Genomic DNA, 26,285 nt, shown 5'->3' on the forward strand with positions numbered 1-26,285 from the left:
TTATCAACCTTTCTATTTACAAAATATATGTTTCCCTATTTTCTTAATTTGTGGTCTGGTCCAAATCCATTCAGATGTAGCTGTATCTGGATTAAAATAGTAAAGGGCATTTCCAGATGGATCCCAACCATTAATAGCATCTAAAACAGCTCGTCTCGATGTGTCATTAGGGGTTAACCAGATTTGTCCATCAGCAACCGCAGTAAATGCACGTGGCTCAAAAATTACACCAGAAATAGTATTTGGAAAAGTTGGGCTTTGTACTCGATTTAAAATGACTGCAGCTACTGCAACCTGACCTTCATAAGGTTCCCCCCTTGCCTCTCCATGTACAGCATTAGATAGTAATGTGATATCATTTTGAGAATATCCATTAGGTACATTTACTGCAGGGGTTGCCTGATTTGCTTGATTTGATGTATTCTCATTCGCTTGTCCCTGATTCTTTGTTTTGGTGGATTCATTCTCTTTTGTCCCACCATAATGGCTAAACTTTTTACCGCTATAAATCTTCTCTTTAACATATTGCTCATTGTACTTACTTGCTTTTGCTAATTTTTGTTTTGTCGTCGTACCTGCTAAGCCATCGATTTCTAATCCAAATTCATACTGGAAATTCCGTAAGGCCCAATATGTACTCCAACCAAAAACTCCATCAATTTCCTTGTTATAAAAACCTAAATATTGTAATCGAGCTTGCAATTCAATCACATCATCTCCAACAGCACCATGTTGAACAACTTGCGAGCTAAATGCATTTACTGGTTTACTTGGATAGGCATAATGAAGAACACTTAGTAACGTAACAACAACAATAACTTGAAATATTCTGTTAGATAACATGTTTTACCTCCATATAACTCATTCATGTGTTATCTATTTTTCGAAAAAATGATATTTTTATTCATGAATATACGAATTGATTTAACACAATAATAATATTTTCTATCTTTCAAACTAAGAAAACAAAAAGATCACTGTTTTAATAACAGTGATTATGCATTATTTATTGTATTAGATTATTCTCGCATCCTTTGATACTGATACGATTTCATCTTTTTTTACAAATAATCTTCCGATAGCATCATTTTTTAGAAAACTGCTTTAAATGATTAACTTATAGGATGCCGAGAAGCTAATTTTATACGGTATATTCCTATTCCCCATAAACAGATCATAAATGGTATTAAAACTAGTAGCCAGTTTTCCGATGTTTTTAAAATGAAATTATATGTACCATGTAATATAAATGGTAATAAAAGTGCTAAAAAAATATTCCACTTTTGTCTTTTCTGAATAATTTTCGCCATTCCAAAGTGATAGCCCATCATAACTCCGAATAAAGCATGAGATGATACAGGAAAAATTGCTCTTGTTAATGCGTATTCTATTCCATTACTAAGTAAATACAATATATTTTCAACAGTCGCAAAGCCAAGGCTAATAGCTACAGCATAAATTATTCCATCATAATGTGTATCAAACTCCGTATGTTGATATACAACATACATAAATACAAACCATTTAAAAAATTCCTCTGTTAATCCACTTATAATAAAAGCGTGAACAAACGAACCTAAAAATAGTTCTGTTTTAAATGTGTACTGAACAAACATTAGAGGAAAAACGAGTAATGCGCCAAAGATAAAGGTACGTATAATTAAAGTTAGTGGTTCTGTATAATAATCTCTTAAGTAAAAATATGCCATTAAGGCAATTGCAGGAGCTATAGCAGCTGATAGAATGGCAATCATAATCGATAAACCTCATTCCTATTTATTACTAATAATTAAAGCTTATCATGTATATGAATGGAATTGAATATAATTTTTAAATTATATTCTAAAAATGAAAAAAATAGCAAGCTTAAAAGCATGCTATTTTTAAAATTAATGGTTTACTTTTTCCTTGTTAGCGATATTTTCGGCGATTGCTCCTCCATGGAAACGCCCGTTTTCTATAAAAATGGCATTATTATCATTTCCAGAGGCTACCACACCAGCTACATATAAATTTGAAATATTTGTTTCTAAAGTATGTTCATTATATAATGGCTTCCCAGTTATTTCATCAATTATTACACCAGCATTTTGTAGTAATGTAACATCGGGTCGATATCCAGTCATCGCAAAGACAAAATCATTTTTAACACGATGCTCTGTTCCATTCACTTCATAGAAAACCTCTGTTTCGGTTATTTTTGTAATAGTTGCATTAAATTCCATTTGAACAATTTCTTTTCGAACAAGTGAGGCAAAATCTGGTAAAATCCATGGTTTAATACTTTTAGAATATGTGCTTCCACGATATAGAACAGTAATATTTGCACCTGCATTATGAAGTTCCAAGGCGGCATCTACTGCAGAATTTTTCCCACCGATAATAACGACATCTTTATCATAATATGGATGTCCTTCTTTAAAATAATGTGACACTTTTTTTAAGTTTTCTCCAGGAATGTTCATGTAATTTGGCTGATCATAATATCCCGTAGCAATAACAACATGCTCGGCGGTATATTGTTGTTGGTCCCCTGTCTGATTTTTCGTTGTTATAGAGAATAGGCCTTCTTTTTTTGCAACATGCTCTACTTTTTCAAAAGTATGAACACGTAAATCCATTCGTTTGGCAACCTCACGATAATATGCTAAAGCTTGAATTCGTACTGGTTTTTGCCTTTCATTAATAAATGGCATACCTCCAATTTCTAGTCTATTACTAGAACTAAAAAATGTTTGATGTGTAGGAAAATGATAAATTGTATTAGCAATATTTCCCTTTTCTATAATTAGTGGCTGATATCCCTTTCCTTGTAGTTCAATAGCACAAGACATCCCACATGGGCCGCCTCCAATAATAATTATTTCTTCCTTTTGCATTGTTTAGCACTTCCTTTTATAATATGCACCATAAAAAACTCTTATCTTATAGATACGATAAGAGTTTTTTATATTTTTATTTAAAGATATTTTTTTATTTTTTTATATTAACTACTAAACCCAACCACGATATCGAGATGCTTCAGCAGTATTTCTTACACCAACCATATATGCTGCTAAACGCATATCAACACCTCTTGTTTGAGCTGTATCATAAATTGTATTAAATGCAGAAATCATTGTTTCATGAAGTTTTTTGTCAATTTCTTCTTCAGTCCAATAATATCCTTGGTTATTCTGAACCCATTCAAAATAGGATACTGTTACACCACCAGAAGATGCCAGCACATCTGGTACCAAAAGAATGCCTCTTTCAGTAAGAATTTTTGTTGCTTCCATTGTTGTTGGTCCATTTGCAGCTTCGACAACAATGTTTGCTTTAATATTATGGGCATTTTTTTCGGTGATTTGATTTTCAACAGCTGCAGGAACTAGGATATCACAATCTAACTCTAGCATTTCATGATTAGTTATTGTGTCATCAAATAAAGTTGTTACCGTTCCAAAGCTATCACGACGGTCCAATAGGTAATCAATATCCAAACCATCTGGATCATGCAAAGCTCCATATGCATCAGATATCGCAACGATTTTCGCACCTGCATCATATAAAAATTTAGAAAGAAAGCTACCGGCGTTTCCAAATCCTTGAATGACAACTCGGGCACCCTTTACATCGATACCACGTTTCTTCGCTGCTTCATTTATAGCAATTGTTACACCTTTAGCAGTAGCAGATTCTCTACCATGAGACCCTCCAAGAACAATCGGTTTCCCTGTAATAAATCCGGGACTATTATATTCATCGATTCGGCTATATTCATCCATCATCCACGCCATTATTTGTGAGTTTGTAAACACATCTGGTGCTGGAATATCTTTCGTTGGTCCAACTACTTGACTTAGTGCACGTACATATCCACGACTTAAACCTTCCAACTCACGGAATGACATTTCTCTTGGGTCGCAAATGATACCACCTTTTCCACCACCATAAGGTAGATCAACAATACCAGCTTTTAATGTCATCCAGATAGATAAGGCTTTTACTTCTTCTTCTGTAACATCCGGATGAAATCGTACACCACCTTTAGTTGGACCCACTGCATCATTATGTTGAGCACGATATCCTGTGAATACTTTAATTGAACCGTCATCCATACGCACTGGAATTCTTACAGTAATCATACGTACTGGATCTTTTAATAGTTGATATACCTCGTCTGGATAACCCAACTTACTTAACGCGGTTTTGATTACCGATCTGGTCGATGTTAAAATATTTATATTCTTTTTTTCTTCGTTCGTAGAATCTGCTGCTTTATCGGCTACCATGAATTTACCTCCTAAAATATCCTTTGAATATATAAAATCCTTTACTCATGCATTAGTATACACTTACATTATAATATTACAATTATATCTTCGCAATTAACAGGATTAATAATCTTCAATCCACTATTTTTTTGAGTTTATTGGAATTTATCCATCAGTTGTTGTATTGCTTCTTTTTCAAAAATTGGTTTTCCGTATTCCATCAAACGATGGGATGTTAGAATGCTGGGTGCTGCATATTCAGACAAAATTGCGATAATATCATCCTTATTATTTCCCTTTAAATCAGATTCTTGTAATAAAAAATAATACTGATCATTCATATGAAATACCTTACCACCAACAATTGACAAATTAGCGAGATGTGGTGAAACATGAATTAAATGTTCAAAGTCAACAAAGGAGAAATTCAATTCTGTACTTTCATCAAGCGTCACTTTCATTTCAATATAATCTTCTTCCCAATCTAAACTCTTTGCCTCCTGTGTAACCATGATATGCATTCCCTGTGCCTGCATTAGATGCACTTGCACAACAAGCTCACCTTCAAGTTCAAAGTCTAACTCGGAACTTGCTTCATACATCATGTCACTAAAAAGGTTGCGAATTTTTGAAGCATCATACCATAAATCATCTTTTGTAAAACCTCGGTCTATCAGATCATCAAACGTTAAAAATATTGTAAACTGGTTAGGTGATACTCTTTCAATTCTCATACATAGCACCCTCCTTTAACCTAACTACATTTCTGTTTTTATCTAAAAACCATATAAATTTCTTTATTTGTTATATTATATGCTATTTAATTTTATTTGAATAGTATTTCAAAAATGATAATATTTTATTTCTTTCCAGTCAAAATAAAATTGGACTTTTCGTTCATGTATTTTAAATAAAGTTTCGGGAGCATCATTACAATTATTTAGATGTACTATTAAAATCATTATGTTGAATACCTCATTTTATGTTTGTCAAACTTAAAAGCTGTACCTATTTTAATAAAGTAAGAACACGTAATGCCTATGTATGTAAAGAAATTTATTTTAGGTAAGGATGAAGCAAATCCGTTATAGGTGATTGAAAGCCCCCCTTAAAACACAGCCAATAGAACTACATATTAATTAACTAGAAAATAAGTTAAAAATACAACTAATAACACGAAAAAAACAAATACAAGCCGTAGTAAAGGTTTACTTAGTTTTAAATAGGTTTTTGTATGTTTTTGGTGAACGACACTTCTTGGTGGTAAATTTAACACATCTATCTCTCGTTCTTTGGAATCGTGTGATAATTGTTCGGTTGTTCCTTCATTCTTATCCACTAAATTTCTTAATGTTGTTGCTTGATCATTTGATATGGAATCTACCACTAGATACACCTACCTTTTAAAATGAATAATCATTCCTAATAAAAAGTCAACAATAAAATGAGTCACTATTACAGTATATAAATTACCTGTTGCTTCATAAAGAAACCCTAGAAGAAAACTTGTAACGATAACAGAAATAAGTAACACAGGTTTGTTTAAATAGCGAAAATGAACAAGAATAAAGATGACACTTGCACTAAAAAAACCAAAAACTGTTTGTAAGACACCTCGAAATAAAAGTTCCTCCGCTATTGCAATAAACCACGTATATAAAAAAATTTCCCCAAGTGAAAGAACCTTAAAAATTCGTTCATTTATTCCACCATCATCCAACCATTTTTTAGGTAGAAAAAGCATGAGAAATATATCAACTAAAACAATTATAAAGCCTGGAATAACGCCATAAATGAATATTTCGTTTACATCCCAGTAAAACAAAGTCAACCAATCAGAGAAATATTGAAATAAAATAAAACTTAATCCAAATGCGATAAGAAGAATGAAAGTTTGACTTAATAATAAAGACTTCTTAACTTCCTGATCAGTTAGTTGTTTTAATAATTCACTTTGCTTCATTTTCATCACCGATAAGGAATAGTTGCTGTAATTTTTCTTGCCAAGATGTAGGTTGATTATGATGGCTTGTTTGGATATCTGGTTTCCATTGTTCTACTGTAAAACCACAATTGCTACAGCAGTAATCTTCTGGCTTCGTAAATGTCGATTGAAATGGTTGATATAAAGCTTCACGCAAACAATTTTCCTCATGAATCCATCTTAACATTTCATGTAACTTACTTTCTTTCATTCGGGTTCTCTCTTGAATGTTGTCCACTATCTGTTGATATGCCTCTTTCCACTTACCTTTATCATAGATAATCTTATTATCTCTAATGATATCATGTTTTTCAAACTGTGCATGCATAAATCTCCATTGTATTTCATTTATTTGAAATAATTGTTCTATTTGCTCTTCCGTTAAAGAAAATATATTACTTTCTTTTTGTAAAGTATATAAAACACGAAATGCGTTCTGAATGATTTCTATACTCGGTAATTCATTTTGGATGATTTGTTTTGGTATAAAAAAGTCTTTGTCAGAGTATAGTAATATACTTAAACTTGTTTTGCCGTCCCTTCCCGCTCTACCTGCTTCTTGAACAAATGATTCAATTTGTGTCGGCAAATGGTAATGGATAATCAAACGGATGTTACTTTTATCAATTCCCATACCAAAAGCACTTGTACAACAAATGACTTGTAGTTGATCATTCATAAACTGTTGTTGAATTGCTACTCTATCCATTGGTTCCATTCCTCCGTGATAAAATGCAACCCTTAATTCAGGTATTTCATAAGCAAGTGTTTGTGCCATCCATTCGGCTGTATTTCTACTAGAAAAGTAAATAAGTGTAGGTAATTTATAAATAGTTAATAGATGGATAATACTTGCTAGTTTTTCTTCGTGTTCATTTACCTTCCTGATCGAAAAGATAAGATTTTTTCGATCGATTGGATAAATATGCTTGTTCATCTCTGGTTTATTTAATGATTTCATAATATCCTGTTGCACCATTGGAGTTGCTGTTGCACTAAGTGCTAATACTGGAGGATTATGTATAATTTGAATTGTTTCTTTTAATTTCATGTAATCTGGTCTAAATTCATGCCCCCATTGAGAAATACAATGTGCTTCATCAATAACAAAGAGACTGATATTCATTTTTTTAAGATAGAATACAAATTGCTCTTGCTGTAAAAGTTCAGGTGAAACATATACAAGGCGATATTGATGTAATCTTTGATATATTTGCTGCCGTTCTATAGGTGTTAAAAAGCTATTTAAAGCGATAACTTGTTTAAAGTGCTTTGCTTTCAATTGTTTCACTTGATCCATCATTAAAGCAATTAAAGGAGAAACAACAATGACTGTTCCTGGTAAGAGCAATGCAGGAAGCTGGTAACAAATTGATTTTCCTGATCCTGTTGGTAATATTCCCAGAACATCTTTTCCTTGTAATACATCCTCAATTATTTCTCGTTGTCCTTTACGAAATGAGTCATAATTAAAATATTTTTTTAGCTTTTTTTCTAAAGCACCTGTTGTATTCAATCTATCACCACCTCCCATTTACTTGGTTAGTTTCGTTAATATAAGTCGAATTTGAAAATAGCTAATTTGTTCATTAACTTTTTCCTTAATATCTTTTAATTTGTATGATTTTGTTCTTTGAATTGCATCTGTAATTATTATTTGTTCTTCTTCAGAAACATAACTTTCAAAGGGAAAATATGGATCATACAATGAAATTTCCACAATATGATCTTCCACTGTATTTATTCGTAATTTCCTTAATTTTGCAATTTCGTCTAACGAAGAGCCTTTTCGTAATAATTGATTTGTTTTATTTGCTGATAGAGAAATCGGAAGACGTTCTGATGGTAATTCTACAAATAATGACAAAAGATTATATTTAAATTTTTCCCTTTCTAACTCAGACAAAATGTGATGAGTCATTCCAACGAATAGTATGTTAATATCATCAACAGATAATTGATATTTAGCAGCTAATTGCTGTGTGCTTAAACCATAATTTTTATAACCTGATAATCGATCAACAAACATATTAGATAATTCTTCGGGTATGGTTTTTAAAAGAAGCTTTAATTCTTTAAAAAGATTCTTTTTAACTTTTTTCTGATATGGACGTACTTTTTTATAGAATATTTTTACCCAAGCTGTTATCTCCTTTTCATCATTAATAGGTATAAATGAAAAGAATTCCTCATTACTATTAATGATTGTTTGAATAAATAGTAATAAACGTTTGAAAAATATATCAGCTGTTTTAGCATATTTTATTCCATTTAATGCTTGAAAACAAAAATGGCTTTGTTGTGTTTGTAACCATTTTTCTCCCGCATCTGTAATATCAAATACATTATCATTATTTACAATTGTTAAATAGCCGTTTTTAACCAGTTTAGTTAATTTTTGTTGGAACACTACTTTACTTAAATTTGGATAGATAGAATAAAAGGATTCAAGTTCAAAGATTTTAGCATCTTGTAATGTTTGAATAGATTTTCTTCCATTTAATAAATGATAAATTGCAGAACTTGTCCGAGATTGACCAATTTTTTTTGTACTGTATAAAATAATACTATCAAAATACATGGTGCTCATCCTTTTTTTCTTAATCTTCGCTACACTACTAAAACCATCTTAAAAATAGTATATTTTTTAAAAATTAACAATTCATAGTTGTTTCATTGAAAGCCTGAATTTATGTGAATCATATTGAATTTGAAAGTTTCTCCCTATAAAATATAAATAAGAGATTTTACGAAGCAAAGGAATTAGGTGTTTGACATATTTTGGGGGTCGTTAATTATGCGTATATATACAATGGTTGATAAGGAAACCTGTATTGCTTGTGGTGTTTGTGGGGCTGCCTGTCCAGATGTATTTGATTATGATGAGGAAGGTATTTCACAATCCATTTTAGATAATAATTCAGGAGACATGCTCGTTCCTACATCATTTATTGATGATGTACTCGATGCTTATGATGCATGCCCTAGTGAGTCTATTAAAGTTTCCAAGCAACCATTTCATAGTAATCCAAATATAAGTGAACCAAGCAAATGAAACTTATTATTCCCTCCAAGAGTATAGACTAACTTGGAGGGAATCATTTTACTCTTCCATTTTCTTGGAAGGAATTTTAAAGGAAAATGTTGTTCCTTGATTTAGTTTACTTTTAACAGTAATCGTTCCTTGATGTGCCTTAATAATATTATTCGCGATTGATAAACCTAGTCCAGTTCCTTTTTTATTATCTTTTCGTGTTCTTGATTTATCTGCTTTATAAAACCGCTCAAACACGAACGGCAAGTCTTCCTCTGGTATCCCACTTCCAGTATCTTGCACAGAAACTTCTAATGTTTTACCGTGATAAATCACATCGACAGTTACAAAACCACCTTCACTGGTGTGCCTTATTGCATTGTCAATTAAGTTGGTAAGAACTTGTTCAATACGGTCAACATCAAAATAAGCAATTTCAACAGATATATCTTTTTTCACTTTAAGGTCAATTTGGTTATCGTCTGATACCCCTCTAAATTTACGTAAAATACGAGAAATATATTCATCTATATAGACTGGCTCTATCTTCAATTGAATATGACCAGCTTCCATTCGTGCTAAATCAAGTAATTCGTTTACCAACCTACTTAGCCTTAAGGATTCCTCATAAATAATTTGTGCTAATTCATTTTTTTCCTCTTTTGTTTCTGCAATATCATCAACAATTGCCTCACTATATCCTTGAAGCATGGAAATTGGTGTTCTTAATTCATGGGAAACATTTGCAATAAAGTCTTTTCTTAATTTATCTAGGCGTCTTTCTTCTGTCATATCTCGAATAACAGCTACAGCTCCACGAACATAGGATTGATCATATAAAGGAGTCATGATCATTACCCAACTTCTTCCTTGTAAACTAATTTCTTTTAGAACTTCTTTTTCACCTTGGATAACTTCCTCTAGTACATCATTTAGTTCAACCGGCAATAGAAGATGATTTGTTTGTTCTGGATAATTATACTCAAAAAACCAATCATCAAAAAACCTTTCTGCTGGTGGATTCGTAACAATCATTTCACCATTACGACTCAATGTAACGACACCATCCGCCATAGAACTTAGTATGCTTGATAATTGTTCTTTTTCTTGACGCAAAGCATTAATATGAAATTTTAACTGTCTACCCATGCGATTAAATGCCATTGCTAGTTCCCCAATTTCATCATGGGTCAGTATAGGTACTTTTGTATTAAATTCTCCTCTTGTTAGATCAAATGCAGCTTCTCTCATTTTGATTAAAGGTGATGTAATACGAGTTGATAAAAAAAAGGCGAAAATAGTTGTAAGAATAATCGCTATACCTGCAGCTAAAACTATTATTTTTGTCGTTTCTTGCTTCGTCTGATCCATAATAGCTAACGATTGATAAATAAAAACCGCGGTATCATTATCATTTGTCGTCGTACCAACCAAAAATGCTCCCATATCATGATCAGGTAATTTCACCTGTTTTTTTACTTTTTGTTTATCTGTCAACAATTCTTTTTTATTTGCCTTGTTTAAAAGCCATTCTTCACTAATTTTGCTTAAATGTTCATCATTACTACCAGAAACCCATACGGTTTCATCAGGAAAATAAATTACAATTCGACTGGACGGATCCTTTACCCTTTCTGTTGTATCTGTAATTAAATCCTTATCTTTATACTGCTCAGCCATGACTGATACTTTTGTGGCTGTTTGTAACATATCTTTTTCTGCCTCTTCTGTATGGAAATTCTCGAAAAACTCTAGTAATAAAATGGTTAAAATAAATAAAACAAAAGAAACTAGCAATAAAATGGTTACTGCTAGCTTACCTACAACACTACGCCAAAATTTCATTAATCATCATCTACCTCAAATTTATATCCTACACCCCAAACGGTCCCAATCATTTTAGCAGCTTCTTTGGAAACCGAATTCAATTTTTCCCGTAATCGTTTCACATGTGTGTCTACTGTTCGTAAATCGCCAAAAAATTCATACTGCCATACTTCTTTTAATAATTGTTCCCGATTATAAACTTTATCCGGTGATTTTGCTAAAAAACAGAGCAATTCATATTCTTTTGGTGTTAAATTTACTTCTTCACCATTTGCTGTCACACGATGTGCATCATGGTCAATCGATAAATGCGGAAAAACTAGAATATTCCTCGCTTGAGCATCCACTTGATTATAACCACTTTGAGAGGCTCTTCTTAATATTGCCTTCACGCGTAAAACTACCTCACGTGGGCTGAAGGGCTTCACTATATAATCATCAACCCCTACTTCAAATCCCTGTACCCGGTTTGTTTCTTCCCCTTTTGCAGTTAACATAATAACAGGTGTATTTTTTTCTTTGCGTAGTTCCTGACAAACATCAATACCATCCATTTCTGGCATCATTATATCTAATAAAATTAAATCATAATCATTCTTTAACGCAAGTTCTAATGCTTCCGTTCCATTTTCAGCTTCTTCAATTATGAAATCTTCTCGCTCTAAATACATTTTTAATAAACGGCGGATTCTCTCTTCATCATCTACAACTAATATTTTTTTGTCTTTCCCCATTGTTCATCCCCCTCATAAATTCAGTCTACCATTTATAGTATAAATGAATATCACAAAAATGTATAAGAAAAAAACATGGCACATGCAAATTGGGTTGCTTGTGCCATGTTTTTCTTGTTTCATTTTTCCATTAAATTCTCACGCATATGAGTGCAACCCAGCTAATAATAAATTCACACCAACAAGGTTAAACATAATAATAGCAAATCCTACAATGGATAACCATGCTGATTTTTCTCCATGCCAACCTCGCGATAAACGTAAGTGTAGAAATGCAGCATAGAAAAACCATGTTATCAATGCCCACACTTCTTTTGGATCCCAACCCCAGAAGCGATCCCATGCGATTTGAGCCCAAATAGCAGCAAAAATCAAACCACCAAGCGTAAATAATGGGAATCCGATTGCTACTGCACGATACGAAATTTCATCTACAAGGTCAAGATTAACCTTCTTCATAAGAGGTTGTAATGCAGCACCAATTCTTTTTCTAGCAATTAAGCGACATAGTAGATAGATAACAAGGCCAGTAATAAATGACCAAATTAATGTATTAAATTTCCGACCCGCATCTTTCCCAAGCATCCATCCTGGTGCTTCAAACCATGGTTTCATTGCATCTTCAGTCAATGCAGTACCATCATGTGGTCCAACAATTGCAGGCATCTCATAGACAGTTTCTACTTCATTTGTCCCATCTATATATTGAAATTTCGCTTCATAGTCAATGAAATTAAAGATGACACTGATCACACTAAAACCGATAAACACAAACAATGTGAAAAGTATGATTTCCAGCCAGGTTGTTCGTTTACTTCTATTTGATTGGTCAACAAATTTAATTAAATAAATCAATCCAGCAACAAAGCTAATGGATAAAATTCCAATTGACAATGCTACTGTTGTAACATGTATTCCAAGCCAATTACTTTGTAATGAAGGTACAAGCGGCGCAACATCACTTGGAAACATACTTGCATAAGCAATAACAATCATAGCTACCGGTAAGGCAAATAAACCTAAAACCGTTAACCGATAAATAAAATACAAAATAATAAACGCTAACACCATTGCCATACCAAAAGCAGTTACGAATTCAAACATATTACTTACTGGAGCATGCCCACTTGCCATCCATCTGGTAATAAAATATACAAGCTGTGCAATAAACCCAATAATTGTTAAAGTAATACCTATTTTTTCAGAGATACCCCTTTTTTGTTTTTTGCTTTTGATTGTTGCCCCAAAAAATCCTGTTGCAATCAAATAAAGAATAAATGCTGTATACAGCATCGTACTACTAATTTCTAATAAACTCATGATTTTCCTCCTTTTTTCTTAACTTCTTCTTCTAACTCTTGTTGATCTTCAACAAGATTAATTTTTGTATCAGTAATAGCTTTTTCGATATTTTGTTTTAGACCATGCCAATTTTTATTTGTATGTGCAGCTAGGAGGACATTTTTTCCCTTTGGATGAATCCATACACGACGATGCTGCCAGTACATTCCTTGAATAACACCAATCATGAAGATTGCAGCACCTATTATAAATAATGGTAATGTATAATCTTTACGTACAGTTAACCCACTAACATCGCGCATAGAAAAATCAGCAATTCCTAATTTGTATTGATTTTCATTTGTTGGATCAATATTTCTTCCGATACCTACAAAGCTTACTTCAGGTTTGTTCTCTTCAGGTGGATATATTAAAAAGACAAATGCAGGGTTTCTCGGAAATTTAGTTTTTGATCTAGGTTCTCCCTTATCCAATTCATAGTCTGGGTAGTATTGATCAATTTGTACACGAAGACCATTATCCAATTCATACGTTTGATCTGGTTTTGTTAAATCAACCGTAAATGTGCCAAGTGATTCTTTATCTGTATCATCGGTTTGATGTACTTTAAAGGACATCGTATCAAATTCGTCTAACTGATATCCTGCCTGATATAGTGTATACCCATCAAATTTTAAAGGGTTATTCATTTTTATTTCAGCTTCTTTAATCACTTCAAGTTCAGGTTCAGCCCCAACAACAGATTCTTCTTTCTTTTTATAAATAATGGCGTTCGTCTGGTAGTTTTTCGCAACAGCTTCCCCTTGCATTTCCAGTGCATCTTTATAAATTTCTCCATCGCTTTCATCATATATTTCTAAAATGAATTCTTTATTCTCAATATAATATTCACCTTTTGTTCCGGGAATAACGGTTTGTTGACCTTCCCTGACCCAAACATATTCATCTAAAAACAATAATGGTGTTTGTCTTAACAATGCTGCAATTAAAATAATAATAAGTCCAATATGATTTACATAAGGACCCCACCGGGAGAACCTACCTTTTTCTGCAAGAATATGTCCATTTTCTTCCGAAATTTTATATCGCTGTTTTCGAAGTCTATTCTTTACTTTTGTTATTTCATCTTCTGATACTTGTTCTGTTTCACTGAAATATCGCTGTCTTCTTATAAATGTTTCATGTCTTTTTGCTCTTTGTTTTTTTAGTGCTCGATACAAAGGAATAAATCGATCTAAACTACATATCACTAAAGAAACACCTATTAGAGCTAGTAAAATCATATACCACCATGATCCATATAAATCATGAAAACCTAATTGATAATAAAGTTTACCTGTAGTTCCATATGTAGCTTCATAAAAGACTGCTGGATCCCTGGATATCGCTTCAGCAGGTATGTATTGTTCTTGTGGATAAATCGTGCCTAACGCAGATGCGATTAAAGCAATAACAATTAACCAGACACCAACCTTAACAGATGAAAAGAAAGTCCATATTTTATCAATAAATGAACTTGTATATGTTTTAGATCTACGCGCAGATCCTTCATAACGCATATTCAAAAGTTTTTTATTTTCGTTACCGTCGATATGCTGATTACCTTCAATAGGTTTACCACAGGCTTCACAAAGAACTGTACCTAGTGGATTAACATGCCCACACTCACATTTGATTTTTTCCATATTAGCCCCTCCTAACATTTAACATTATTTTGGTACAATTTCTTGAAATTGTTCTTCTAGTCGTTCAAGTGTTAATGCACCGTCAACCTTGTCTACAATAACACCATTTTCATCTATAAAAAATGTGCTAGGTAGTTGGCCTACATTATACAAATCCATAACTTGTTCTTTATGGTCAGGAAGAACCGGAAATGTTAGATCATATTTATCAATAAATCGGTCAACAACTAATGTATTTACATCTAGATTAACAGCGACTATCTCAATCCCTTTATCTTTATATTCCGGATATAATTTTTCCATAAATGGCATTTCTGCCTCACAAGGCTTACAGTAAGTTGCCCAGAAATTAAGCATGACACCTTTACCTTTTAGATCGCTTAATTGAATACTTTCCAATTCATTATTTTCATTAAATTGCTCCAATTTAAAATCTGGTGCTTTATCCCCAGCACGGTATATTGATTTGTCTTTATTGTAATTAGCAATCAAAGCATAAGTAATGGCAGCCAACATGACAACTAAAATAACAGAACGGAAAATAAAACGTTTCCTCATTTTTTTCTTTTTCTTTGCTTTTCGTTCCTCCAAACTCATCTCCATCACTCCTCAGACCATTATACCACTCAAGCATAGTGGAAATTATGTCGATTATTTAACAATTTTAGAAGCAAGGCCCCACATTTGCTTTACTTCTTTCGGGGTTAGTGATCGAAACTCTCCTGGCTTTAATCCATCAAGTGTAAGCAAACCATATTTTTCTCGTTTGATTTTTAAAACCGGATATCCTAAATTCTCCATCATACGACGAATATGTCGATTTTTTCCTTCTCTTAACGTAACTTCTAAAATGGAAGTATTTTGCTTAGAATCAACAGAAATAACCTTAGAACGAATGGCTTTTAAAGTATCTTTCCCATCACGTACTCCTTTTTTCATTTGTGTATATGCAGATTTATCTGGAACACCCTTTACTTTTGTAATATAGACCTTTTCTATTCCATGCCTCGGATGCATTAATATATTAGCAAATTCTCCATCATTCGTTAATAAAATTAATCCAGACGATTGATAGTCAAGCCTTCCGATTGGAAAGATTCGTTCCTCAATGTTTGGGAGTAAATCAATCACAACCTTCCTGCCTTTTTCATCTTCCACACTAGAAATTACTTCACGTGGTTTATATAACATAAAATAAACAGGTTCTTCCTTTTCAATTTTAACACCATTTACTTCAATATTGTCTTTCGGTGATACCTTTGTCCCCAATGTTGTTACAGTTTCTCCATTAACTTTTACCTTCCCTGCTTGAATAAGTTCTTCTGCTTTCCTTCTTGACGTTATACCACTTTGGGCAATCATTTTTTGTAATCTTATCATTGAATTCGTCATCTTATCACCACATTATATTTTTTTAAACATAAGAGCAGCGCTAACATTTTGTTAACGCTGCACAATTTTTTAACTAAAAATAAACGTTACAACGATTACTGAAGCTATTATACCAATCAAATCTGCTAGTAGTCCAACCTTAAGTGCATAACGCATTCTTTTTATACCAACTGCACCGAAATAAATTGTTAAGATATACAGTGTTGTGTCCGTACTACCTTGCATGGTTGAAGCAAGTCTACCGATAAAAGAATCTGGTCCATAGGTATTAATTAATTCTGTTGTCATACCTAAAGCAGCAGTACCTGAAATTGGTCGAACAAGTGCTAGTGGAATAATATCAGGTGGTATACCTAACCAACTTAATAAAGGGGAAATAAGTTGAATAAAAGCTTCCAATGCACCCGAACTTCGTAAAATTGCAATGGAAACTATCATTCCTAATAAAAAAGGAAGTAAAGAAAGGGCCATCTGAATTCCTTCTTTTCCTCCTTCGACGAATAATTCATATGTTGGGAGTTTTTTCCATGTTGCAACTAATAAAACAATCAAAATAAACAGTGGGATAATCCAGGAGCTAATCATTGATATAAATGCCATTTTATTTCCTCCGTAAACTTTTATAATAAAAATAGCGATCAATTAAAATAGCAGCAACAGTCGAAATAATGGTAGCAATGATTGTGGTACCAACAATTTCAGTAGGCTCTTGTGAACCAAATTGAATACGTATCGCAATAACTGTTGTCGGAATCAGCGTTAGACTTGATGTATTTAATGCAAGAAAGGTAATCATCGATCGTGATGCTTCATCCGAATTACTTAGTTTTTTCATCTCTTCCATCGCTTTAATTCCCATTGGCGTGGCAGCATTTCCTAATCCAAAGATGTTTGCGGTTATATTCGATAATATATAACCAATTACTGGATGATCTTTAGGTAAATCCGGAAAAATTTTTAAAATAATCGGACGAAATAATTTTGCTAACATATTTAGAATGCTTGCCTTTTCTGCTATTTTCATAATACCTAACCAAAATATTAAAATACTGATTAAGCCAATTGTCAATGTGACTGCTTGATTCGCACTTTCAAAGATTGCTTGATTTACTTGGTCCATTGTCCCATTAAAGAGAGCATATACGATACCGATAATCGCCATGGAAGCCCAAATTAAATTGACCATGGCTTGTTCACCCTTATAATCCGTCCTATCATAGCAAATATATCTCGAACAAGAGAATGATTGGATTCTAGCTGGTTCACGGCATCCACATCTTCTTTAAAGCCTAATTCATACATAGAAATATGATCATTCCAATCATCTGGAGCATTTAATGTTACTGCAATTAATTGTTGATTTTCTTTCTCTGCTGTTGTAACGAGCGTTCTACCTGATATTTTAGTGAAACCAGTTTTACCACCTGTACAATAATCATACAGAGAAGTTAATAATTTATTCTTGTTTTTCCAACCATATGAACGCATTTTTGCCTGATAAAAGTTGGTTCCAGATATTTCCCTAAAAACCTTATTATTCATTGCATAACGCATTAAAATAGCCATATCATAGGCGGTAGAATAATGATTCTCCTCATGAAGACCATGCGGATTTTTAAAAGCTGTGTTAGTCATTCCAAGCCAATCTGCTTTTTCGTTCATCAGATGAACAAATCCTTCTACACTGCCGCCAATATGTTCACTTATAGCTACCGCTGCATCATTTCCTGACCGCAGCATAAGCCCATATATTAAATCTTCAATGGACATTTTTTCTCCTTGTTCTAAATAAATGGAAGATCCTTCCGTATAAATTGCCCGTCTACTTGTTTTTGTTTGTTCTGACATTTGTCCAGATTCTATTGCAATAATAGCGGTCATTATTTTCGTAATACTGGCAATCGGCTTCTTTTCATGTGCATTTTTTTCAAATAATACCTTGCCTGTGGAATGATCCATTAACACAGCATTATTTGCGGAAACATCTAATGAACCTTGTCCACTTACACTAGAAGAAAAACTAAATAAAACAATTATTAAGCATATCCAAATACGCAAAGTGGTTGCCCCCTGCTTGTATTGTGATTTGTACATTTTATGCAGGACTTTTCTTATTATGATTATATTTGCCACAAGAAGTAAGTAAGTCCTGTCACAATTGAATTGCGACAGGACTATCTATGATTAAGGTTATTTTTATTCATTTTCTATTTGTTGAAAAAACAAACTTGCCTCCTGTTCTATTACATCCTTATCTATGTCTTCAGGTAATGGCGGAAGTTCTTCTAAAGATGTTAAACCAAAATAAGTTAAAAACACTTTATTTGTTGCATATAATATTGGTCTACCTACAGCATCTTTACGCCCTACTTCTTCGATTAAGGAGCGATTAAGTAACGTTTGTACAGCGCGATCACTTCTTACTCCTCTAATTTCCTCAATCTCCACTCTTGTAATTGGTTGTTTATAAGCTATGATTGCTAATGTTTCTAATGCTGCTTGGGACATACGATTTGTTTGAGGTGTTTCAAGTAATTTCTTATAAAAATGACTATGTTCAGGCTTCGTTGTTAAATGAAAAACCTCATCTGCCTGCATGATCATAATACCTTTGTCCATCTGCATATAATCATTGCTTAATTCGTCTAAAATATGTTTAACAGATGATTTATCTATTTCTAAAATTTTTACGATTTGTCTTATTGTTATCCCGTCATCTCCACTAGCAAATAAAAGACCTTCGACTATTGCTTTATGTTCGTCTTTCTTCATGTTGAACCATCCCCTATAAAAAAACATACTTATCAAATAAGCGATTATAAATTAGTTATCGAAAGCTCTGTATAGGTAAAGCTTTTCAAAGTTTTCCTCTTGTTTACAAACTACCTTATTCTTTTTCATTAATTGTAATAACGCCACAAATGTGACAACAATATGCGACCGTGAGGGATATGGGAAGAGGTCATCAAACAAAATGCCTTTTTTAGAATGGTTGACCAATTCTAATACTTCCTCCATCCGTCGTTCAATTGGGATTTCTTGACGTTCAATCTTTGTTTCCAATGGTTTATTCCATTGTTTTCGTTGAAACATATTTCGTAATGCATCTAACATATCATAAATAGATGTCTCACCACGAGTCATTATCGGTTTTACATCTTTTTTTTCTATGGCTAATGGGGCTCTTGTAAAGGTCTGATTTGCTTTTATTTCTTTTTCTTGAAATACTTTTGCTGCCTCTTTATATTTTCGATATTCGATTAAGCGTAGCATCAATTCTTCTCTCGGGTCTTCTTCATATTCTCCGTATTCTGGATCAATTTCTTGTTTCGGCAAAAGCATTTGGCTTTTAATAGTTAATAATGTTGCCGCCATGACAAGATATTCACTTGCAATGTTTAATTCGAGCTGTTTCATTGTATGAACATACTGTAAATACTGCTCTGTTAATTCTGCCATCGGAATATCATAAATATCAATCTCATATTGATTTACCAAATGCAATAGTAAATCGAGCGGCCCTTCGAACATATCTAATTTCACTTTATATGCTTGGCCCATTCTGTTTCTTCGCTCCCCTTATTTTAAAAAAGTAAATTTTATTATGAGCGCCCATACATGATGATAACATGTTACATAAAGTATTAACGTAAGATAAATATTTCCATTCATTTTCACAATGAAAAAAGGAGGAATTGTTCATGAGTGGAGGATATGGTTACGGTGGCGGTTTCGCATTAATCGTCGTATTATTCATCTTGTTAATTATTGTAGGTGCTGCTTGGTTTTAAAGCGACGCAATAACTAAGACTGTATTCAGTGGGATTCTATTCCCACTGAATACGGTCCACATATTTTAAGTTAAACATTCCAAATAATAAAGAAATGAAAAATCCAGCCCTCCATATGGGCTGGGTTCACTTTTTTATTATATAAAGTTATATGATTATCCTGTTAATCGACATCATCGCAACATTTATTATAAAAGTCATCAATTTCTGCCTCTGCCCAAATATGATAGTTGTGATATTGTTGATTAATTTCGGCAATCATCTTCTTACCAATACCTTGATTACGGTGGGATGGACTAACTGCAACATGTTGAATGCCTGCTTCCAATCGATCATCATCAACTTGTAATCCAATCACACCAATCATATCGTCTTCTGCTTTCCAAAGATGAAGATGCCAATTAGGATTCGTGTCATATTCTTTAATAATTTGTTGTAATGTTTTTACATCTTTTACTGTAGGCATAAAAGACAATAAACCCATTGCTATTTTTTCTATATTCTTTTTATAACGAATTAACATAAGTATCCCTCATCATAAAGTGACTTGCTTTTGTTATTAATTTATGCTTTATCGAGCAAAGTTTTACAAATATTCACAAGTATTTAGTAATAATATGTTTTTGTTACATAAATTTGTAAATGCTTTATAAAACAAAAATAAACCAATAAGCAATCCCCCATATAATACCTAACACAAGCAATGTAATAAAAAGGATTATATTTTTTTTACGTTGATTCAAAATAGCTCATCCTTTATCTGAAACAATGTGTAAATAATTTTTTGATTTTATATTTCATTTTTAAGTATTTTAGTTTTTATCATTTTTACTATTAGGTACCCATCGGAGTACCTATCTTTTATTTTACACGGGATAATATTGGTAATCGCAAGCCATCCATTGAAAAATATAAACAATAAAATATAATCATTAGGGTGAATCATATAAATGAAATAAAATAAAAAGACAAATATAATATTGTTAAGAGGGCCACAAACAGAAATTAAAATATGTTCCATCACGCCATATGGTCTATGTCTTTCACTTTTTGTATTTCCATTTAAAAAGAAAAAGAGACGGATTGTTACCTCGATATTCTTTTTAGAAAAATGAATAATTTCTTTCCCATAGCCAATTGAAAGTTTCATATGATCAGATTTACTTAAGAATGATCCAATCATATGACCACTTTCATGTATGATTGTGCTAATAGGTGCAACAATTAAAATTAAGTATATTAATAAATAAATATCCACTGTGATTGTGAGTATTTATTCTTCTGTTATCTGAATTGTTGTCATGACATCTCCGTTTTTCATTGCTTTTGCATGCTCTATTCCAGATGTCACTTGACCAAATACAGTATGTACACCATCAAGATGTGGTTGGGGTTCATGAACAACAAAGAACTGACAACTTCCCGTATCTCTTCCAGCGTGGGCCATTGATAATGAACCTTCAACATGTTTATGTGGATTTCCCTCTGTTTCACATTTGATTGTATAGCCAGCACTTCCTGTACCATTACCGATAGGACAACCACCCTGGCTTACAAATCCTGGAATAACACGGTGAAATGTTAAACCATCGTAAAACTTATCATTAGCTAATTTTTTAAAATTTTCTACCGTTTTTGGCGCCTCGTTTGGATAAAGTTCAAACTCTATTTTATTACCATTCTCCATTAGAATATATCCTTTTGTCATTTTAATCACCTTATTCCTATTTAATATAAACTCTTCAAAAACTATCTTAACATGTATCTTTTTATATGAAAAGAAAACAACTATTTTAAATACGGAAGATCATTTTTCACAACATCTTGGTATGTTTCTCTTTTGATAACTAACTGGTCTTGCCCGTTCTCAACAAAAACAACAGCTGGTTTAGAAAATCGATTATAGTGATTGGCCATCGAATAACCGTAAGCACCGGTTGTAAACACTGCTAATATATCTTCTGCCTCAACTTGAGGTATGGGTAAGTCCCAAATAAGCATATCTCCGGATTCACAACATTTACCCGCTACTGAAACATTTTGGGTATTTGGCAAATTGGCTTTATTAGCAATTACGGCTTCGTATTCTGCTTGATAAAGTGCAGGACGTAAATTATCTGTCATTCCACCATCCACAGATATGTATTTTCTAAGGCCAGGGATTTCCTTCATTGAACCAATTGTATACAGTGTAACGCCTGCATCACCAACAATCGATCGACCTGGTTCAATCCAAATTTCGGGTATTGGAATGTTTAATCGGTTTGTTTGTTCTTGTACAGCTTCTATAAGCTGTTCTACATATGCCGATCGTGCTAAGGGATTATCATCTTTCGTATAAGAAATACCAAAACCGCCACCGAAATTGACAACTTCGGCAATGTACTCATAAGATGTACGCCATTCAGATAATTCTTCAAATATTAATTGAACAGCAGATACAAATGTTTCTGTTTCAAATATTTGTGATCCAATATGGCAATGGAGTCCTTTCAAATGAATGGATGGGTGGTTCTGTAATATTTCGAAAGCCTTTTTCGCTTGACCATTTTGAAGATTAAAGCCAAATTTGGAATCCTCATTACCTGTCATAATATAACGATGTGTTTTTGATTTAATACCAGGTGTTACTCGAAGCAAGACATCCATTTCTTGGTTATATTCATCTAATAGTTCACTTAATAAATGGATTTCATAAATATTATCAATGACAATACATCCTATTTTATGTTGTATGGCCATTTCTAATTCACTTCTACTCTTATTATTGCCATGCATATGGATTTTCTCTGGTGGTAAACCAGCTTTCATCGCCGTATACAGTTCTCCCTTTGAAACAACATCAACATATAGACCTTCTTGTTGGATTACTTGTAAAACCCCAATGGATGAAAAAGCTTTACTTGCATATGCGACTCGTCCTTTTACTTTATTTTGTTTAAATGTATCAACAAACTCGCGACAATTATTTCTTACAATGTTGATATCATATACATACAAAGGAGTACCATATTTCTCAACAAGGGTAGTGGCATCTACTTCCCCAATAACCAAATGACCCTTTTCATTAACTTGATAAATTTCATGTACTGATTGCATCTTAGCACCCCCATATAGTTTTATAATTAATGTTTACTTTATCACAAGAAGGGTAAAAACAAAAGTTACAAAATTTAAAAATTAGCGATAAAGTGAAACTTCAATCAGTGGGAGTTTTTCTTCATCTCCCACTGATTGTTAGTTGAACGAATCGGGCCTTTAATGGCTGTTAATCCTCCGCTTATAATTCTTAGGGTTTCGAATTCTTGAAGTGGAGGTCTTACAGCCAGTTAATCTGCGAAAATTAATTAGTGAGAGATTTTCGTACCTCCCTACAAAATAATAGATTTCATTATTTATTTCTTCCTCGTTTTTGAAGTGGCTGTGAATAGACATTCTTCGGATGAACAATGCTCGGCCGATTATTTACTAATGGAACAGGAACACGCACTATAAAACGAAACATTGCCGTTAAATCAAATGGAATAAATGGCCACAAGTAAGGCGTATTGAATGCTTTTAAGTTGACTAAATATAAGATGAAAATCAATGTTCCAATCATAAAACCCGGGACACCAAAGAGAGCTGTAAGAATCACCAAAAAGAATGTAGTAATTTTATTTCCAATACTGACCTCATAGCTTGGGGTTACATAGGATCCAATCGTACTAAGCGCTAGATAAAGAATCACTTCTGGACTAAGTAGTCCTACATCAATCGCGATTTGACCAATTAGTACAGCAGCAATTAAACCCATTGCAGTAGCTAGAGGTGTTGGAGTGTGAACAGCAGCCATTCGTAGAAATTCCACACCAATTAATCCCAAAATGATTTGAATAAAGATGGGGACATTCCCCTCCTCATTTGGACCAATAAAGCTGAGTTGTGGTGGCAAAAGCGATGGATCCATTACAAATAAAAGCCATAAAGGAAGGATGAATAAAGAGCCAAGGATTGCTATTAAACGAATCCAGCGAATAAATGTACCTACTGCTGGAGCTTGGCGATATTCCTCCGCATGTTCTAAACAATTAATATAAGTGGTTGGTAAAATAATAACGGTTGGTGATGTATCGACAAATAATAAAACATGTCCATCCATTAAATGTTTGGAAGCTACATCAGGCCGTTCTGTATAACGCACCATTGGAAAAGGGCTCCATTTACCGCCCATAATGAATTCTTCCAATGTTTTGTCGGCCATCGGTATTCCATCTGTTTCGATTTCACTTATTTTTTGTTTTACAAAATCAATAAAATGATTATCTGCGACGTCTTGTAAATAGCTAATACAAACATCTGTTTTGGATCTCTCACCAACGGTATGCATCTCATTTCGAAGGCGCTCATCCTTAATTCTTCTTCTTGTTAAACCAGTGTTTTCTATAATGTTTTCAGTAAAGCCATCCCGAGAACCGCGAATTACCCGCTCTGTATCTGGTTCTTCTGGTGTTCTTCCAGGATAACTTCTTACATCAACAATGATTGCATATTTTATTCCATCTATAAAAATAGAAACTAACCCTGTTAGAACTTGATCAACTGCTTCATCCATTGTTTCTACTTTTTCCACTTGGATATTCAGTAATCGATTTTCAATTATTTTCGCTATGTTTCTTTTATTAGCCCATTCATTGTCATTAATTTCCACTAATTCCTCAATCATTTTAGTTATCATAACGCTATCGACTAATCCATTAACATAGTACAGCTGAACATTGGTTTTTAAAACAAGTAATTGACGAACGCCAACATCAAAAGACTTTCCTATTCCAATTCTTTTTGTCATGTATTCTTCTACATCATGATTCGATTTTGGAACCGATTCTTGTGTCATTTCCTTCACTCCAAATATAAAATACTTTTTATTTTATAAAGAAAAGCCATTGAAAAAGAGAACCACCTATTTTCCCAAATAAAAATGCCATTAATAACAATACATGGTACCTTTCCATCCCAATTCTTCTAAAAAGGATTGGAAACACATTTAACACCTCAGCTAATGCCGCAACTAACATACCATTGAAAATACCATGAAAAGCTCCCCAAAGAATCAATACAACCAATGGATAGTTCCATGTCACTAGAACAAAGGATATGTATGATCCAAATATTGCCCCAAATAAAATGGCACTCGTATATAGATTTAAAAACTTACTTGAGTTTGTAAGTTGAATTAATCTTGGAATAATCTGTAACATCATAATTAATGCAATAAACCCACAACCTACTGCAATACCACTTGAAAAACCAATGACGATTTCTAAAACATTAATCAGGATGTTTGTGATCATAGAGAACATTTTCATGTTTCTTTATATAATTGTTGAGGGCTTCTTGATAGTTAAAAAGTTCCACTTCAATTGGGCTTGGTTCCTCATTAATACGCTTTTTAAACCAATGATTGAAAAACAGAAGCATTCCTACTCCTAAGCCAAGGGAATAAGGTATTTGAATCCAAAGAGGAAATTCTACCTTTTCACCTGTTAATAAATAATGTAATTTTTGCTGCACTTCTTGCATGCTCACATCATAGTGAAAATTCATAATTGTCATTGCAGTCCCGATAAATAGAAGAAACCACACCAATACAATCAAAAAGATGGAAGGCTTTTTTTGTTTTTCTTTAACATTAATAATGGTTTGTTCAGCTCCAAAAACTTCAAATTGAATTTGTGGATAATACTTGCGGAGAAAATCGATAATAATAAAACAATCCAGAACAACAATATTCTTGTCTTCTTCTGTAATTTGATAAATAAACATATTTTGTAAATCTTCTTTTATAGAAGCATCGGTTGAAATATAGGCAATATCCTTTAATGCAACCCGTTGATTTTGTTTTAATTGGATTTTATCTTTCATTCGCAAATATACAATAGTTGACAAGGGATTAAACTTCCTTTCCACTTTCCATTCCATCTGTATCATATATTATTTGATAAAAATTAAATTTTATTAAAAAAAACACCGAAATAAGGATTGCTGACAGTGATGAATAAAACTAAGTGGAATGACAGGCTTTGAGCGGATGTGAAAACCGAGTAACGAACAAGATGTGTTCGTTACTCGGTTTTAAAATTATTAAGATGTTAAATCTAAGTCAATATATTCTAGTTCAATATTTCCTTCTTCTAAGTTTTCAATTGTTTCCGAAAAAATAACTGCACCAGATGAGGAAATTCATTTTAAATTACTAAAATCAAAAGTAAAAGAAAGAATGAAATCACTTGATACGATT

28 protein-coding genes and 1 pseudogene are annotated in these 26,285 nt (G+C 33.0%); 2 read left to right on the forward strand and 27 right to left on the reverse strand.

Going from position 1 to position 26,285, the window contains the following annotated elements; genetic code table 11:
- Nucleotides 1–12: 12 nt before the first annotated feature.
- The 9 genes from sleB to FHP05_RS02335 all read right to left on the reverse strand — a co-directional run bounded on the left by sleB (nucleotide 13) and on the right by FHP05_RS02335 (nucleotide 8,821).
- Entirely contained in the window at nucleotides 13–843 is an 831-nt protein-coding gene (gene sleB / locus FHP05_RS02295; RefSeq protein WP_147665609.1) for a spore cortex-lytic enzyme, read from the reverse strand.
- A gap of 269 nt (nucleotides 844–1,112) precedes the next feature.
- A complete protein-coding gene (gene prsW / locus FHP05_RS02300; protein WP_147665610.1) occupies nucleotides 1,113–1,754 on the reverse strand; it encodes a glutamic-type intramembrane protease PrsW in 642 nt (213 codons plus the stop codon).
- Nucleotides 1,755–1,889: 135 nt separating this feature from the next.
- The gene (locus tag FHP05_RS02305; RefSeq protein ID WP_147665611.1) at nucleotides 1,890–2,879 is read right to left on the reverse strand and encodes a YpdA family putative bacillithiol disulfide reductase; all 990 of its coding nucleotides are present in this window, start codon (nucleotides 2,877–2,879) and stop codon (nucleotides 1,890–1,892) included.
- A gap of 114 nt (nucleotides 2,880–2,993) precedes the next feature.
- Nucleotides 2,994–4,274, reverse strand: a complete 1,281-nt coding sequence (locus FHP05_RS02310) for a Glu/Leu/Phe/Val family dehydrogenase (RefSeq protein WP_147665612.1) — start codon at nucleotides 4,272–4,274, stop codon at nucleotides 2,994–2,996.
- A 137-nt stretch (nucleotides 4,275–4,411) separates the two neighbouring features.
- On the reverse strand, nucleotides 4,412–4,990 hold the full coding sequence (locus tag FHP05_RS02315; protein ID WP_147665613.1) for a genetic competence negative regulator: 579 nt from the start codon (nucleotides 4,988–4,990) through the stop codon (nucleotides 4,412–4,414).
- A gap of 401 nt (nucleotides 4,991–5,391) precedes the next feature.
- Complete coding sequence (locus FHP05_RS02320; RefSeq protein ID WP_147665614.1) at nucleotides 5,392–5,643, reverse strand: hypothetical protein; 252 nt, start codon at nucleotides 5,641–5,643, stop codon at nucleotides 5,392–5,394.
- A 9-nt stretch (nucleotides 5,644–5,652) separates the two neighbouring features.
- The gene (locus FHP05_RS02325; protein ID WP_147665615.1) at nucleotides 5,653–6,219 is read right to left on the reverse strand and encodes a CPBP family intramembrane glutamic endopeptidase; all 567 of its coding nucleotides are present in this window, start codon (nucleotides 6,217–6,219) and stop codon (nucleotides 5,653–5,655) included.
- On the reverse strand, nucleotides 6,206–7,756 hold the full coding sequence (locus tag FHP05_RS02330) for a RecQ family ATP-dependent DNA helicase (protein WP_230973905.1): 1,551 nt from the start codon (nucleotides 7,754–7,756) through the stop codon (nucleotides 6,206–6,208). The genes FHP05_RS02325 and FHP05_RS02330 overlap by 14 nt, the downstream gene beginning before the upstream one ends.
- A gap of 18 nt (nucleotides 7,757–7,774) precedes the next feature.
- Complete coding sequence (locus FHP05_RS02335; protein WP_191126201.1) at nucleotides 7,775–8,821, reverse strand: helix-turn-helix domain-containing protein; 1,047 nt, start codon at nucleotides 8,819–8,821, stop codon at nucleotides 7,775–7,777.
- 216 nt (nucleotides 8,822–9,037) lie between these two features.
- On the opposite strand from FHP05_RS02335, the gene FHP05_RS02340 reads away from it, so the two are divergent.
- A complete protein-coding gene (locus FHP05_RS02340; RefSeq protein WP_147665618.1) occupies nucleotides 9,038–9,295 on the forward strand; it encodes a ferredoxin in 258 nt (85 codons plus the stop codon).
- Nucleotides 9,296–9,343: 48 nt separating this feature from the next.
- Here FHP05_RS02340 and FHP05_RS02345 read toward each other — a convergent pair whose 3' ends face one another.
- The 11 genes and pseudogenes from FHP05_RS02345 to FHP05_RS02395 all read right to left on the reverse strand — a co-directional run bounded on the left by FHP05_RS02345 (nucleotide 9,344) and on the right by FHP05_RS02395 (nucleotide 19,775).
- Nucleotides 9,344–11,119 (reverse strand): ATP-binding protein, encoded by a 1,776-nt coding sequence (locus tag FHP05_RS02345; protein ID WP_147665619.1) that lies wholly within the window; start codon nucleotides 11,117–11,119, stop codon nucleotides 9,344–9,346.
- Nucleotides 11,119–11,835 carry a response regulator transcription factor gene (locus FHP05_RS02350; RefSeq protein WP_147665620.1) on the reverse strand — a complete coding sequence of 239 codons (717 nt, stop codon included), beginning with the start codon at nucleotides 11,833–11,835 and terminating at the stop codon, nucleotides 11,119–11,121. Before FHP05_RS02350 ends, FHP05_RS02345 begins: the two co-directional genes overlap by 1 nt.
- A gap of 138 nt (nucleotides 11,836–11,973) precedes the next feature.
- Nucleotides 11,974–13,155 carry a c-type cytochrome biogenesis protein CcsB gene (ccsB, locus tag FHP05_RS02355; RefSeq protein WP_147665621.1) on the reverse strand — a complete coding sequence of 394 codons (1,182 nt, stop codon included), beginning with the start codon at nucleotides 13,153–13,155 and terminating at the stop codon, nucleotides 11,974–11,976.
- On the reverse strand, nucleotides 13,152–14,822 hold the full coding sequence (gene resB, locus FHP05_RS02360) for a cytochrome c biogenesis protein ResB (RefSeq protein WP_147665622.1): 1,671 nt from the start codon (nucleotides 14,820–14,822) through the stop codon (nucleotides 13,152–13,154). Before resB ends, ccsB begins: the two co-directional genes overlap by 4 nt.
- 24 nt (nucleotides 14,823–14,846) lie before the next feature.
- A complete protein-coding gene (resA, locus tag FHP05_RS02365) occupies nucleotides 14,847–15,419 on the reverse strand; it encodes a thiol-disulfide oxidoreductase ResA (protein WP_147665623.1) in 573 nt (190 codons plus the stop codon).
- Nucleotides 15,420–15,473: 54 nt separating this feature from the next.
- Nucleotides 15,474–16,214 carry a pseudouridine synthase gene (locus tag FHP05_RS02370; protein WP_147665624.1) on the reverse strand — a complete coding sequence of 247 codons (741 nt, stop codon included), beginning with the start codon at nucleotides 16,212–16,214 and terminating at the stop codon, nucleotides 15,474–15,476.
- Nucleotides 16,215–16,283: 69 nt separating this feature from the next.
- Complete coding sequence (locus FHP05_RS02375; RefSeq protein ID WP_147665625.1) at nucleotides 16,284–16,814, reverse strand: spore maturation protein; 531 nt, start codon at nucleotides 16,812–16,814, stop codon at nucleotides 16,284–16,286.
- Between the two features lies 1 nt (nucleotide 16,815).
- The gene (locus FHP05_RS02380) at nucleotides 16,816–17,400 is read right to left on the reverse strand and encodes a nucleoside recognition domain-containing protein (RefSeq protein ID WP_147665626.1); all 585 of its coding nucleotides are present in this window, start codon (nucleotides 17,398–17,400) and stop codon (nucleotides 16,816–16,818) included.
- A gap of 95 nt (nucleotides 17,401–17,495) precedes the next feature.
- A pseudogene (locus FHP05_RS02385) lies at nucleotides 17,496–18,308 on the reverse strand (D-alanyl-D-alanine carboxypeptidase family protein); the annotation flags it as partial.
- Between the two features lie 102 nt (nucleotides 18,309–18,410).
- Complete coding sequence (gene scpB, locus FHP05_RS02390) at nucleotides 18,411–18,986, reverse strand: SMC-Scp complex subunit ScpB (protein WP_147665628.1); 576 nt, start codon at nucleotides 18,984–18,986, stop codon at nucleotides 18,411–18,413.
- A 51-nt stretch (nucleotides 18,987–19,037) separates the two neighbouring features.
- Complete coding sequence (locus tag FHP05_RS02395) at nucleotides 19,038–19,775, reverse strand: segregation/condensation protein A (RefSeq protein ID WP_147665629.1); 738 nt, start codon at nucleotides 19,773–19,775, stop codon at nucleotides 19,038–19,040.
- A gap of 140 nt (nucleotides 19,776–19,915) precedes the next feature.
- On the opposite strand from FHP05_RS02395, the gene FHP05_RS02400 reads away from it, so the two are divergent.
- Nucleotides 19,916–20,005 (forward strand): YjcZ family sporulation protein, encoded by a 90-nt coding sequence (locus FHP05_RS02400; protein WP_147665630.1) that lies wholly within the window; start codon nucleotides 19,916–19,918, stop codon nucleotides 20,003–20,005.
- Between the two features lie 163 nt (nucleotides 20,006–20,168).
- Here FHP05_RS02400 and FHP05_RS02405 read toward each other — a convergent pair whose 3' ends face one another.
- The 7 genes from FHP05_RS02405 to FHP05_RS02435 form a co-directional block, all read right to left on the reverse strand.
- Complete coding sequence (locus FHP05_RS02405) at nucleotides 20,169–20,528, reverse strand: GNAT family N-acetyltransferase (protein WP_147665631.1); 360 nt, start codon at nucleotides 20,526–20,528, stop codon at nucleotides 20,169–20,171.
- A 267-nt stretch (nucleotides 20,529–20,795) separates the two neighbouring features.
- Nucleotides 20,796–21,263: a site-2 protease family protein gene (locus tag FHP05_RS02410; protein WP_191126203.1), complete on the reverse strand. Its 468-nt coding sequence runs from the start codon at nucleotides 21,261–21,263 to the stop codon at nucleotides 20,796–20,798.
- A gap of 15 nt (nucleotides 21,264–21,278) precedes the next feature.
- Nucleotides 21,279–21,713, reverse strand: a complete 435-nt coding sequence (locus FHP05_RS02415) for a peptidylprolyl isomerase (protein WP_147665633.1) — start codon at nucleotides 21,711–21,713, stop codon at nucleotides 21,279–21,281.
- 80 nt (nucleotides 21,714–21,793) lie between these two features.
- On the reverse strand, nucleotides 21,794–23,104 hold the full coding sequence (gene lysA, locus FHP05_RS02420; protein ID WP_147665634.1) for a diaminopimelate decarboxylase: 1,311 nt from the start codon (nucleotides 23,102–23,104) through the stop codon (nucleotides 21,794–21,796).
- A 292-nt stretch (nucleotides 23,105–23,396) separates the two neighbouring features.
- Nucleotides 23,397–24,881, reverse strand: a complete 1,485-nt coding sequence (locus FHP05_RS02425; RefSeq protein WP_147665635.1) for a spore germination protein — start codon at nucleotides 24,879–24,881, stop codon at nucleotides 23,397–23,399.
- A 28-nt stretch (nucleotides 24,882–24,909) separates the two neighbouring features.
- Nucleotides 24,910–25,338: a stage V sporulation protein AB gene (locus FHP05_RS02430; RefSeq protein ID WP_147665636.1), complete on the reverse strand. Its 429-nt coding sequence runs from the start codon at nucleotides 25,336–25,338 to the stop codon at nucleotides 24,910–24,912.
- On the reverse strand, nucleotides 25,316–25,933 hold the full coding sequence (locus FHP05_RS02435; RefSeq protein ID WP_191126204.1) for a stage V sporulation protein AA: 618 nt from the start codon (nucleotides 25,931–25,933) through the stop codon (nucleotides 25,316–25,318). The genes FHP05_RS02430 and FHP05_RS02435 overlap by 23 nt, the downstream gene beginning before the upstream one ends.
- Nucleotides 25,934–26,285 lie beyond the last annotated feature (352 nt).

This window comes from Cerasibacillus terrae (genome assembly GCF_008039555.1).
GTDB lineage: Bacteria > Bacillota > Bacilli > Bacillales > Amphibacillaceae > Cerasibacillus > Cerasibacillus terrae.